We start from the raw sequence: 13,240 nt of genomic DNA on the forward strand, positions 1-13,240 counted from the left end.
CCGAACATCGTCATGATAACCGGGAAGATAATTTTGAAAACAATAATCAGAATTCCTAAAGTAATCAGGTTCGCCCAGATGAAATTTTTCCAGGTAAACTTGTAATTTCTGGCATAATACACCAGACATACAGCAGGAACTGCCAGCATGCACATCATGTGCACTCCTACAGAAAGCCCTAATACAAAGAAAATAAGGATAATCCATCTTTCACTGTCTGCTGCCTGATATTCATTTTCCCATTTCGTGATCAGCCAGACCAGCAAAGCAATGAACATAGAGGCCATTGAATATACTTCTCCTTCTACTGCTGAAAACCAGAATGTATCCGAAAACGTAAAACACAAAGCTCCTACAGCTCCTGCAAAGAGAATAGAAATTTCCTGATGTTTCGTTACTTCTTCAAAATCTTTGTTCAGAAGTCTTCTTACAAAATGTGTGATGGTCCAGAACAAGAACAGAATGGTAAATGCACTGAACAGGGCAGACATCGCATTAATTACGATTGAATAATTTTCACCTTTTCCTAATGCAAAAATGGCGGCCACAGCCCCCACAATCTGGAATAATGCAGCTCCGGGAGCGTGCGTTACTTCAAGTTTTACAGCAGAAGAAATGTACTCACCACAGTCCCAGAAACTGAAGTTGGGCTCTATGGTAGACAAATACGTAAAAAAAGCAATGACAAAAATCACCCATCCTAAAACGGTGTTCCATCGCCTAAAAGTCCAATTTTTCATAGTATTAAATCAATTACGCGAAAGTAAGGCTTTTAAATTATTTTATGTTGTTTTTAACACAATTTAAAAAAAATGGCGTAGTATTTGTGATGATACTTTCGCTAAGATTGCAAATAAGAAAATAGATTTTCCTGAATCGCTGTCTAGAAATCAAACAAAAGTTTAGAAATTATTTATTTTTTTGTATTTTTGCGGTCAGATTTTTATTGAAAATAACAAATAATGAGTAATGTTTACGATAATATTCTTGGCCTTGTAGGAAATACTCCTATGGTGAAGCTAAATACTGTTACAAAAGATATTCCTGCAACCGTTTATGCCAAGTTAGAATCATATAATCCTGGACATTCCACAAAAGATAGAATTGCACTTCATATTATAGAAAACGCAGAACAGAAAGGTTTATTGAAGGAAGGGTCTGTAGTTGTTGAGACAACGTCAGGAAATACAGGATTTTCTATAGCAATGGTTTGTATCATTAAAGGATATCAGTGTATTCTTGCCGTAAGCGACAAGACAAAGCCTGAGAAGATTGCTTATTTAAAAGCATTAGGGGCTACAGTATACATCTGCCCTGCCAATGTTCCTGCGGATGATCCGAGATCATATTATGAAGTTGCTAAAAGAATTGCTTCAGAAACACCAAATTCAGTTTACATCAATCAGTATTTCAACGAGCTGAACATTGATGCGCATTACCAGACTACCGGTCCTGAAATTTGGGCGCAGACGGAAGGTAAAATCACTCACCTTTTTGCCTGCACTGGAACAGGTGGAACATTATCAGGTTCAGCAAAGTTTTTAAAAGAAAAAAATCCGAACATCAAGATCATTGGTGTAGATGCGGACGGCTCTATTTTAAAAAGCTATCATGAGACGGGAGAAATTCATAAAGAAGATGTTCATCCATACCAGATCGAAGGAATGGGGAAAAATTTAATCCCTTCTGCTCTTCTTTTTGATAAAGTAGATGAATTTGTAAGGGTAAACGATGAAATGTCAGCCTACAGAACCCGTGAAATTGCTTTAAAAGAAGCTATTATGGGCGGATATACTACCGGAGCGGTAACCCAGGCGCTGATTCAGTATGCACAATCCCATGAGCTGACTAAAGATGATATGATTGTTCTGATCTACCCTGACCATGGTTCAAGGTATATCACCAAAGTATACAGTGATAAATGGATGGCTGAGCAGGGCTTTGTTAACAACTGCGTACACAATTACGATGAAGTTTTCAAGACCGAATTCATTAAATAGAATAATATAAACCACGATACAAATAAAGCCTTTTGTGTTTTTTACAGGAAAGGCTTTTTTACTTAAAAATTACGATACAAAATGTTGGATATTTTTGAAAGAATAAAAGAAAATCCAGGACCTCTTGGACAGTTTGCAGATTACGGAGAAGGCTATTTTATATTCCCGAGATTAGAGGGGCCTATCGGTCCGAGGATGCAGTTCCAGGGAAGAGAAGTAATTTTCTGGAGTGCCAATGACTATTTAGGATTATGTAATCACCCTGAAGTAATTGAAGCTGATGCTAAAGCAGCTGCAGAATACGGAATGTTCTACCCGATGGGGGCAAGAGCCATGTCCGGTGAAACAGAACAGCACCTTCAGCTCGAAAGAGAACTGGCAGATTTTGTACAGAAGGAATCAGCATATTTATTAAACTTCGGTTATCAGGGAATGGTTTCTACCATTGATGCGCTGGTCAACAGAAATGATGTAATTGTTTATGATGTAGACTCTCATGCCTGTATTGTAGACGGTGTGAGACTTCATGCCGGAAAAAGATTTACCTACAGACACAACGATATTGCAAGTCTTGAAAAAAATCTTCAGAGAGCGACTAAAGTTGCAGAAGAAACAGGAGGCGGTATTCTGGTAATCACAGAAGGTGTTTTCGGGATGAGAGGCCAGCAGGGAAAAATTAAAGAGATCTGCGAGCTGAAATCCAAATACCAATTCAGACTTCTTGTAGATGATGCCCACGGTTTCGGAACACTTGGAAAAACAGGAGCCGGAGCTGGTGAAGAACAGGGCTGTCAGGACCAGATTGATGTATACTTCTCTACTTTTGCTAAATCTATGGCAGGGTTTGGAGCTTTCTTAGCCGGAGATAAAGAAATCATCAGATACCTGAAGTTTAATCTGAGATCACAGATTTTTGCTAAATCTCTTACGATGCCAATGGTAATCGGAGGTTTAAAAAGACTTGAGCTCTTGAGAACAAGACCGGAAATTAAAGCCAAACTTTGGGAAAATGTAAATAAATTACAAAACGGTCTTAAAGAAAGAGGATTCAATATTGGTGATACCAATACCTGTGTAACTCCCGTGATGATGCAGGGAACTCCGGTAGAAGCTACTCTTTTGGTGAAAGATCTGAGAGAAATTTACGGAATCTTTACTTCAGTAGTAGTCTATCCGGTAATTCCGAAGGGAATGATTCTTCTGAGATTAATTCCTACCGCTTCCCACACAGATGCGGAAATTAATGAAACGCTGGCTGCATTTGAAGCCATTCACGATAAATTAGTAAGTGGTTACTATAAAGAGCAGGAACAGAAACTTCTGCAGGAGCAGAGGTTAAGTTTCAAGCCGATTTAATAAAATTCAAAAAAACCACTGAACTTCTTCAGTGGTTTTTTTATGATTCACCTGTAAAATTTATACAAGAATAATGAAATTCAAAGGTTATCTGTTAGGTATTTTGTCATCCGTTTCATACGGGCTGATTCCCATCTTTATCCTGCCGCTGAAGCAGGCTAAATTCTCAATGGATATTACTTTGTTTTACCGTTTCTTGTTTTCTGCCATGATGGTGGGCGGATATCTGCTCTATTCTAAGGAAAGCTTCAGGATCAATAAAAAAGAAGCATTAATCCTTGCTGTTTTGGGGATCTGCTATGCGCTTTCCTCGGAGTTTTTATTCATAGGATATGATTTTCTTACACCGGGTATTGCTTCCACGGTACTCTTCATTTATCCGGTTATTGTAGCACTTGTTATGTTCTTCTTTTATAAGGAAAAACTGACAGGATTATCCGTAGTTTCCCTGTTACTGGCTTTTGCCGGAGTTATTATTTTATGTTTAAAAGGAGAAGGCTTTGAGATTAATTTTGCTGGCCTTGGAGTAGTTATGCTAAGCTCTTTATTCTATGCACTTTATATGGTCATTGTGAATAAATCAGGGCTTAAAGTTTCCGGATTCAAGCTTTCTTTCTATTCTATGCTGTTCACTTCAGGATTTTTTATGCTTAAATCCTCTGTTGGCGGCCAATCTTTTGTGATACCTTCTGTACATATATTTTTAAGCTTTACTGTTTTTGCATTTCTCACTACTGTTATTTCCAGTCTCTGCCTGGTATATGCAATCAAATATATAGGTTCTACTCCAACAGCTATTTTAGGGGCTTTAGAACCAGTGGTTGCAGTTATGGTAAGTGTCCTTATATTTCATGAGAAATTCACAGGCAATCTTCTTATAGGAATTACATTGATTCTTATGGGAGTTATCCTTAATGTACTTTCCGACAGCATAAAATCAAAACGTATTAAGGTTAACCGTTTAAAAAATACCTGATTATCTACCGGTCTTTATAAAAATCTTTTATAATTTTTTTAAGCATTGAAATCATGCTCAGGTATGCATTAAAAGGTTCCTGTATATCCCAGACCCCATATTTTAATCAAATAACCAAAAAATTATTCTCCCAATATGGAGAATCCTGAAAATAAGTTTGGCTTTACAGCGTAATTTTTTTCAGTTTTTCCGTGTATATTTGTGTAACAATCCCTCACCAGCATGCCTGTTATACAGAATTGCATTTTTGTTTTACCAAATAATACAACCGTGATGAAAACAGAAAGACTAACAAAAGAACAGCTAAACGGCCGCATAAAAACAACTTCAGAAAAATTACACTCTGCTGTTCAGGTCGCCCTGGATTTTACTTTTCTCAGCGAAAATGATCCGGATGATGAAAGCTTTTCAGAATTTCTTGAAATGCTGGATTCTGAAACAGCTGAGAAAATACGCGAGGCATCTTTGCAGATGAACAATGACTATGACGAGCCCGAAATCCTGTTGATGGAAAATGAATGCCAAGATTCTCTTCATCTTGTCACAGAAGACGGCGAAGGTTTCAAGATTATCCTTATTGAAGGCCACTTGGAGCTATCGGGAAATTTATTCATTGAAGAATATGTTACTCTTATTGTAACAGGCCAGGTTAAAGCTAAAAATATAATTGTTAACGGTTCACTTTATTCTTCAGGAAGCCTTTCCTGCAGCGTGCTGTTTGGAGCATCCTCTAATGATCATGAAACCTATACCGGAGGAAATATTTATGCTTCCCTTGTTGCAGAAAACGGGCAATATACAGTTTCAGAAGGTAAAATATATTCCAAATACCTGATCAGTTTCCATAATGAAATTGAAGGAAAATCGGGAAGATTTATTGAAAATGCTTTAATTGACAGTGACACTGAAGCAGCCAGACTGAATCCTGAAGTGCTGGATAAAAACGGATACTTTGATGAGGAAGCTTTTCTTAAATTTATCAACCTGCATCATGTAGAGGCTTTATTTTATTAAATCTTTGTTATCATCTAAGAAATCTCTGAGATCATCTTACTTTATGATGAATAAAATATCTGCCTATAAATCAAATTCACGGTTTGCAATATACTGCATAAATTATCTATCTTTGACAGACAGTTAAGAGAAGAGATTCAGAATCATAACTAACTGTTTTTCAAAATAAAACAGAGAATAATTTCTTCCATTTAACTGAACTCTAAAAATAAATCTGTAAAAAATTCCTGTTGAAAGATCTTCTTCTTATCACTCCGCCTTTTACCCAGCTCAATACTCCTTATCCGGCAACAGCTTATATTAAAGGGTTTTTGAATACCAAAAATATTTCCAGCTACCAGACCGACTTAGGAATTGATGTTATTTTGAAACTTTTTTCAAAAGATGGAATTCAGCGGATTTTTGACCAGCAGATTGACCTTTATGCCGTTTCTGAAAATTCACAGCGAATTTTTGCTCTGAAAGAAGAATACTTAAAAACGATAGATCAGGTTATTCCTTTTCTACAGGGAAAAACGCCAACTTTGGCAAGACAGATCTGCAGCATGAATTTTCTTCCCGAAGCTTCCCGCTTCAACCAGCTGGATGATATGGAATTTGCATTCGGAAATATGGGACTTCAGGACAAAGCCAAGCATCTCGCCACGCTCTATCTGGAAGATATTTCGGATTACATTGTAGAAAATATCGACCCGGATTTCGGATTCAGCAGATATGCTGAACGTCTGGGGAAAAGTGCCAATTCATTTGATGAATTATATGCAAAATTATCAGATAAACAGACCTTTATTGATGATTTTACCTTAGAAATTCTTGAAGAAAAACTAAAAGTGATACAACCGAAACTGGTCTGTTTTTCAGTTCCCTTTCCCGGAAATCTCTACTCCGGATTCAGGTGTGCCCAGTTAATCAAAAAGAACTACCCACACATCAAAACAGCAATGGGTGGAGGTTTCCCCAATACAGAATTAAGGGAAGTGAAAGACCAGAGGGTATTTGAATTTTTTGATTTTATTACGCTGGATGATGGTGAACTCCCTCTTGAAATTCTTCATGAAAATGTAGCCAACCCTAAAGAAGACCCGGAATATAAAAGAACTTTTTTAATTGAAGATGGAAAAGTTGTTTATAAGAATAATTCCAAACGGCACGACTATAAACAGGCTGACATCGGAACTCCTGATTACACAGACCTTCATCTGGACCAATATATTTCAGTTATTGAGATCGCTAATCCTATGCACAGCTTGTGGAGTGACGGAAGATGGAATAAGCTGACCATGGCCCACGGATGTTATTGGGGAAAATGTACATTTTGTGATATTTCTCTGGACTATATTAAAATCTATGAACCTGTTTCCGCAAAAATTCTGGTCGACAGAATAGAAGAACTCATCAGAACTACCGGTGAAACAGGCTTCCATTTTGTAGATGAAGCAGCCCCGCCAGCCCTGATGCGGGAGGTTGCCCTGGAAATTCTGCGAAGAAACCTGGTAGTTACCTGGTGGACCAATATACGTTTTGAAAAAAGCTTCACAGGAGATCTTTGTTATCTGCTGAAGCTTTCAGGATGTGTTGCTGTTTCAGGAGGACTGGAAGTGGCCAGCGACAGACTTCTTCAATTAATTGACAAAGGTGTTTCCGTTGAGCAGGTAGCACGGGTAACAAGAAATTTTACAGAAGCCGGAATCATGGTTCATGCATATCTCATGTATGGTTATCCTACTCAGACCATTCAGGAAACAGTGGATTCTCTGGAAATGGTAAGGCAGATGTTTGAAATGGGAATTCTCCAAAGTGGATTCTGGCATCAGTTTGCCATGACTGCTCACTCACCGGTAGGGCTTCGTCCTGAAGAATTCGGAGTGATACCCGTAAAGGAAAAAATTCTTTTTGCTCATAATGATATAGACTTTAAGGATAAAACCGGAATTGATCATGGCAAATTCAGCTTCGGTCTGAAAAAGTCTCTTTTCAATTATATGCACGGAATTAACTTTGAGCTTCCGCTTCAGGAGTGGTTTGATTTTAAAATTCCGGGAACAACGATTCATCCGGATCATATTCATGACTGTCTTTTGGATGATGAAGCTTTTAAACTAAAAGGCAATTCAAAAGTTGTTTTTCTAACCCAAAACGTAATCGCTGAGAATCGCGTAAAAAATAAAAAGAAATACTCAGGTACGTTTACGCTCCTTACGTTCCACTTAAAAACGAATATTGTAAAGGTAGAGCTGGAACAGGAAAAAGCAGAATGGCTGATGAATGTTCTCAGAGAAAATTCTGTGAATAATCCAAAAAAATCTACTATTCAACAACTTAAGATTAATTTTGAAGAAAATTTCGAGGATTTTGAATTGTTCTGGTTTTCAAAACCGTTACAGCAGCTGAAGGAAAACGGGGTTATTTTATCACTTTAATTTTTGAAATAAAATTCGGACAGGAAATTTAATTTTGCTGGTTTTTTAGATCGTGCCTATCTTTTTATGGACTGGTCTCTGAATAATCCTGTTCCCATTTAATTTTCTTTGCAATTTCTTCGAAAGTATATTCTCCAAATTCTATAATCTTTCCCTTCTCATCAATATATCCATATTTTTTACACTGGGTATAATAATGACGGCAGTCCGTCTCCTGAGAATGGGTCCATGGGATAGCTTTACATCCTTCTCCTATAATGGCTTTTCCTTTATGAAAGGAGGATACTTCCTCAAATTGCGGCCGGATAATTACCTTTCCTTTTTCATCTGCAAATCCTATTTTACCATTTTTATCGACAATTCTTATTTTACCGTCAATCACATCATCAGGACTTGGAGTGCCTATTTCTGAGTTCAAAACCTGAAATAATTTCTTTCCGTTAATATCAACTGCTGTCCATCCCTCCTCTCCGTTAATCGCGAAAATAGAAAAATACCCCATCGTTCCAGGTCTGTAATTTAAGCCGAAAGAATCGTCTAATTTTTTAATTATTTTGCCATTTTTATCCGCAATATAAGCCGTGGAATAATTATTATTCCGGTAAATAATCTGGAATTTCTGTGCAGAAATAACTGAAAATAATAACAGAAAAAGTAACACTTTCATAGGTGGTATTTTGTATGAAAGTTAATGAAAAAAATTAATCTATCGGAAATTGTTGTTTTTGATCCGTTATTGACTATTTTTTTGTTGGATTGGAAACCCGTCAAAATTGAATGGTTGGGGCAACAGTCTTAGCAGACTACCTCTCTCCTGCTACTGCAGTTTTATTATTGTGAAGTTTGTTTTTCAACGGGACCAACGGATACCTTTTCCTGTATTTTGATAAAATTCGGGTCCATAATAGCCATTCGTTCTGCTATTGCTTTATAGGTTGGAAATTTCAGGAGGGCTGCCCTACCGGACATTTGCCTGTAAATGGTAAAAATTTTCCCGTTGGCCGTTTTAATCTGTTTTGTTGTTGTGCTATACCGTCCGATTAACTTACTTTTGGCATCATATACTTCAATATCCACGAAAGTTTTATCGGTAATGGTATCTTCTGAACCAAAACTCATGGGTAAATTCGTAAAATACCCCACGGGGACACCATTACTTAAGATTTCACCAACTTTATTAACCTCAATATTCATTTTATCTATTTTACTTCTGGTAGTATAAGCTTCTTTTGTCTTACTGTCCAGTTTTCTTTTGGGAATGTTTTTAAAGATATCATCCAGATTTTTGATATTCACTCCTTTATTATCAATGATTTTCAGGTCTTTTATTGAGGTATAAACTGCCGACTTCTCTTCTCCTGAGAAGGCTGACGGCGAACTATAATCCAGATCGATGGTTTTTTCCCTGTTGTAAACTCTATTCAGCCGGATATAGCTGTCTCTCACAGAGTCTACAATACTTTTATCTACAAATTCTATTGTATAAATCGGGGTTTCCTTCAAATCCATAAAGGTATAAACACTTGATTTATTTGATATTTTGGCTACGTGTGCTCCGTCAAGACTTATAATACCTCTTTTGGTCTTAAAATTCTGGGCATTGAGGTAAGCTCCCAGAACAGCAAAGAATATGATCACCCCTTTCTTCATAGGATCAGATTTTAGAACATAAAAAAAGTGTAACAAAGTTACACTTTCTTGAAAATATATTTAGCTTTTCATTTAATTATTCACAAAGGATAATTCCTTTATTATTATTAAATTCTACAACACCGCTTTTGATAGGATAAGAAAAAGCTGAATCTTTTTCATTTTCTTTAGTCAAGTTTTTAGTGTATGCTTCATCAATAGATTTAGCAAAAAGCTTTACTTTACCTCCGATCAAAGAAGAAACAATACCTGCGTGGTTTTTCATGATGTGGAATTCACCATTTTTTCCCGGCAATAGTACTGAGTCTACTTCCCCTTCAAAAACTACATATTCTGGTGTTAAAATTTTTATATTCATTTAATTTAGATTTGAAGATTTCAGATTTCAGATTTCAGACAACCTTAAAGTCTCATGTCTGGTATCTGTTATCTTTATGTCTAATTTATTAAGCGTTTTCAGCTAGCATTTTTTGTCCAGCTTCGATAGCTTCTTCGATGGTTCCTTTCAGGTTGAAAGCTGCTTCCGGAAGGTGGTCTAGTTCACCATCAATGATCATGTTGAATCCTTTGATGGTATCTTTGATGTCTACCAAAGATCCTGGAATACCTGTAAACTGTTCTGCTACGTGGAAAGGCTGAGATAAGAATCTCTGAACTTTTCTTGCACGGTAAACTACTGATTTATCTTCTTCAGAAAGTTCTTCCATACCAAGGATGGCAATGATATCCTGAAGGGCTTTATATCTCTGAAGGATTTCTTTTACTCTCTGAGCACAGTTGTAGTGTTCTTCACCAATAACTTCAGGAGCAAGGATTCTTGAAGTAGAAGCTAGTGGATCTACCGCCGGATAGATACCTAATGAAGCGATCTTTCTGTCAAGTACCGTCGTTGCATCAAGGTGGGCAAACGTAGTTGCAGGAGCCGGGTCAGTTAAGTCATCCGCAGGTACATATACAGCCTGTACTGAAGTAATAGATCCGTTTTTAGTTGAAGTAATTCTTTCCTGCATCGCACCCATTTCAGAAGCTAGTGTTGGCTGATAACCTACCGCTGAAGGCATACGTCCAAGAAGTGCAGACACCTCAGAACCAGCCTGTGTAAAACGGAAGATGTTATCTACGAAGAAAAGTACGTCTCTACCCTGTCCGCTTTCACCACCGTCTCTGTAGTACTCAGCTAATGTAAGACCGGAAAGGGCAACTCTTGCTCTTGCACCTGGCGGCTCGTTCATCTGACCGAATACGAATGCAGCTTTAGAATCTTTCATAGCCTCAAGGTCTACTTTAGAAAGATCCCATCCTCCATTTTCCATAGAGTGCATAAAGTCATCACCATATTTAATAATTCCGGATTCCAACATCTCTCTCAAAAGGTCATTTCCTTCTCTCGTTCTTTCACCTACTCCGGCGAATACAGAAAGACCTCCGTGTCCTTTTGCAATATTGTTAATCAACTCCTGGATCAATACTGTTTTACCTACACCGGCACCACCGAACAAACCAATTTTACCTCCTTTTGCGTAAGGCTCGATAAGGTCAATTACTTTAATACCTGTAAATAAAACTTCTGCAGAAGTTGAAAGTTGATCAAATTTTGGAGCTTCTCTGTGGATCGGCAGTCCGCCATCCTTAGAAATATTCTGAAGCCCGTCGATAGCATCCCCAACAACGTTGAATAGTCTTCCGTTCACAGCCTCTCCGATAGGCATTGTAATAGGATTTCCGTATCCAATTACATCCTGACCTCTTTTAAGACCGTCTGTAGCGTCCATTGCGATACATCTTACTGTATCTTCTCCAATATGCTGTTCTACTTCTAAGACTACTTTTTCACCGTTTTCCTTTGTAATTTCTAACGCGTCGTAGATTGCAGGAACTGCTTCTACATCTGTAAAGACAACGTCGATTACCGGACCAATAATTTGAGAAATTTTACCTTTAATTTGGTTTGCCATTGCTAAATTTTTTCTTGGTGCAAATATAATGATTCTTCATAAACCCGCAATTGGTAAAAAAAAGATTTTTATCATACTTTTGGCATTGGGATACGTTTGGAAAAATTGGAAAGTTTTTTTATCATTATAGGCAGGCTTCAGAATGCGGACAGGACTGATTAGCTAAATGATAATTATCCTTTTTCTGTATTTCAAATTAATTCGGGCATATCCCAACATCATCTTTCCAAAACTCGTCTTATTCAAAATAAAGGTTTTATATTTGCAGTCAAAATTTTTTCCGTTTTGAAAGTGTTCAAAAATTTTAAAGATTACTCTTCTCAAAGGCCTTTAGCATTGTCTTTAGGAATGTTTGACGGAGTACATCTGGGACATAAAAGCATCATTGATGAACTTATAAAATCTGGTAAAGAAAACAATCTGGAAACCGCTGTTCTTACTTTTTGGCCACATCCGCGTTTTGTTTTCAACCCTAATGAAGATCTTAAGCTTCTTAACACCCTTGAAGAAAAGAAGCAGCTGATTGAAAAATATGGGATTGACCATTTATTTCTGAAAGAATTTGATGAAGAATTCAGAAATCTTACCGGTGAAGAATTTGTCCGCCAGATTCTTATCGAAAAATTAAATGTGAAATATCTGATTATTGGTTACGATCATTCCTTCGGAAAAAATAAAAGCGGAAACTTTGAGCTTCTTCAAAAACTGTCTAAAGAGCTGGATTTTGAGGTTGAACAGATGGAAGCTATCAATATTCACGAGAATAATATCAGTTCTACAAAGGTTCGTAATGCGCTTCTGGCCGGAAATATAAAGGAAGCCAATGAAATGCTGGGATACTCCTACTCTGTTTCGGGAACAGTGGTTCACGGAAAGAAAATCGGAAGGACAATCGGATATCCTACCGCCAACATTGAAACAGAATCTCTTAAACTTCTTCCTAAAAAAGGGGCTTATATTGTTGAAGTCGATGTAAAAGGGCGGCAATACAAGGGAATGCTGAGTATTGGCACCAATCCTACGGTGAACGGGGAGAAATTAACCGTTGAAGTTTATATCCTTAATTTTGATGATGACATTTACGGTGAAAAAATCACAGTAAGATTCAGGGATTTCCTTCATGATGAAATTAAATTTGAAGGTCTTGAAAAACTGATTGAACGGCTGGATGAAGATAAAAGACTGACGGACGCATTCAGGTTTTAATACTTTTAATCATAAAATTATAGCAGAATAATCCACTTCATCTGAGGTGGATTTTAGTTTATTTTTAGCTCAACCGGGTTATAATTTCTGGCTCTTTCTTATGCTTTCTGCATCAAGAAATGAAGTGTTTCCGGATCGGTAACTAATAACTTAAAACAATGACAAGCTCTATTCAATTCTGGTATTTAACCAATATGTACACATTTATTAAGAATGAATTTTTTGTTTTTTTCCAATAACAGACTGGTTCTTCACCATTTTAGCTCTTCAATATCTCTTCTTTTGCTTTTTTCGTCAGCGAATTAAATACTAAATCATAGGACTGGTCTATCATTTTAAGGATCAGTTCTCTTTTCAATCCGTCTGTCATTACAGAGTTCCAATGGGTTTTGTTCATATGAAATGCTCCGGTAATCTGGGGATACTGTTCACGGAGTTCTGCGCTCCATTCAGGATCTGTTTTCACATTGATATTTAAAGGCTGCTTTTCCAGAGGCATTAATAAGAACATTTTTGTTCCTACTTTCATAACAAGGGTTTCATTGTCAAAAGGAAATGTTTCTGTAACTCCTTTTTTGGCCAGACAATAATCCAGAATTTCGTTGGCATCCATATTTGTTTATAAGTAATAGGTAATGAGTGCTATAATGAACGGTAACTGAT

Annotated in this window: 12 protein-coding genes; 6 read left to right on the top strand and 6 right to left on the bottom strand. The window is 37.1% G+C overall.

Annotated elements, in window-relative coordinates; genetic code table 11:
* The coding region (locus AOB46_RS12620; protein WP_131724371.1) for a DUF2723 domain-containing protein at positions 1-740 on the bottom strand (740 nt) is incomplete at its 3' end.
* 222 nt (positions 741-962) lie between these two features.
* On the opposite strand from AOB46_RS12620, the gene AOB46_RS12625 reads away from it, so the two are divergent.
* From AOB46_RS12625 to AOB46_RS12645, 5 genes are all read left to right on the top strand, one after another.
* Positions 963-2,000 (top strand): PLP-dependent cysteine synthase family protein, encoded by a 1,038-nt coding sequence (locus AOB46_RS12625; protein ID WP_062699863.1) that lies wholly within the window; start codon positions 963-965, stop codon positions 1,998-2,000.
* An 84-nt stretch (positions 2,001-2,084) separates the two neighbouring features.
* Positions 2,085-3,356: an aminotransferase class I/II-fold pyridoxal phosphate-dependent enzyme gene (locus AOB46_RS12630; protein ID WP_185113870.1), complete on the top strand. Its 1,272-nt coding sequence runs from the start codon at positions 2,085-2,087 to the stop codon at positions 3,354-3,356.
* A gap of 73 nt (positions 3,357-3,429) precedes the next feature.
* Entirely contained in the window at positions 3,430-4,332 is a 903-nt protein-coding gene (locus AOB46_RS12635; protein WP_062699867.1) for a DMT family transporter, read from the top strand.
* Positions 4,333-4,605: 273 nt separating this feature from the next.
* On the top strand, positions 4,606-5,346 hold the full coding sequence (locus tag AOB46_RS12640; protein WP_131724372.1) for a hypothetical protein: 741 nt from the start codon (positions 4,606-4,608) through the stop codon (positions 5,344-5,346).
* A gap of 230 nt (positions 5,347-5,576) precedes the next feature.
* A complete protein-coding gene (locus AOB46_RS12645; protein ID WP_062699870.1) occupies positions 5,577-7,766 on the top strand; it encodes a B12-binding domain-containing radical SAM protein in 2,190 nt (729 codons plus the stop codon).
* A 64-nt stretch (positions 7,767-7,830) separates the two neighbouring features.
* On the opposite strand, the gene AOB46_RS12650 is transcribed toward AOB46_RS12645, so the two are convergent.
* From AOB46_RS12650 to atpD, 4 genes are all read right to left on the bottom strand, one after another.
* A complete protein-coding gene (locus AOB46_RS12650) occupies positions 7,831-8,433 on the bottom strand; it encodes a WG repeat-containing protein (protein ID WP_062699872.1) in 603 nt (200 codons plus the stop codon).
* 164 nt (positions 8,434-8,597) lie between these two features.
* Positions 8,598-9,416, bottom strand: a complete 819-nt coding sequence (locus AOB46_RS12655; RefSeq protein WP_062699874.1) for a hypothetical protein — start codon at positions 9,414-9,416, stop codon at positions 8,598-8,600.
* A gap of 76 nt (positions 9,417-9,492) precedes the next feature.
* Positions 9,493-9,774: a FoF1 ATP synthase subunit delta/epsilon gene (locus tag AOB46_RS12660; protein ID WP_062699876.1), complete on the bottom strand. Its 282-nt coding sequence runs from the start codon at positions 9,772-9,774 to the stop codon at positions 9,493-9,495.
* An 88-nt stretch (positions 9,775-9,862) separates the two neighbouring features.
* The gene (gene atpD / locus AOB46_RS12665; RefSeq protein ID WP_062699878.1) at positions 9,863-11,371 is read right to left on the bottom strand and encodes a F0F1 ATP synthase subunit beta; all 1,509 of its coding nucleotides are present in this window, start codon (positions 11,369-11,371) and stop codon (positions 9,863-9,865) included.
* Positions 11,372-11,656: 285 nt separating this feature from the next.
* Between atpD and AOB46_RS12670 the strand changes: the two genes are divergently transcribed.
* Entirely contained in the window at positions 11,657-12,577 is a 921-nt protein-coding gene (locus tag AOB46_RS12670) for a bifunctional riboflavin kinase/FAD synthetase (protein ID WP_062699880.1), read from the top strand.
* 259 nt (positions 12,578-12,836) lie between these two features.
* Here the strand turns inward: AOB46_RS12670 and AOB46_RS12675 are convergent, their stop codons facing one another.
* Positions 12,837-13,190, bottom strand: coding sequence for an MmcQ/YjbR family DNA-binding protein (locus tag AOB46_RS12675; protein WP_062699882.1), 354 nt, complete (start codon positions 13,188-13,190; stop codon positions 12,837-12,839).
* Positions 13,191-13,240: the final 50 nt, after the last annotated feature.

The organism is Chryseobacterium indologenes, from assembly GCF_001295265.1.
GTDB classification, from domain to species: Bacteria; Bacteroidota; Bacteroidia; order Flavobacteriales; family Weeksellaceae; genus Chryseobacterium; species Chryseobacterium indologenes_A.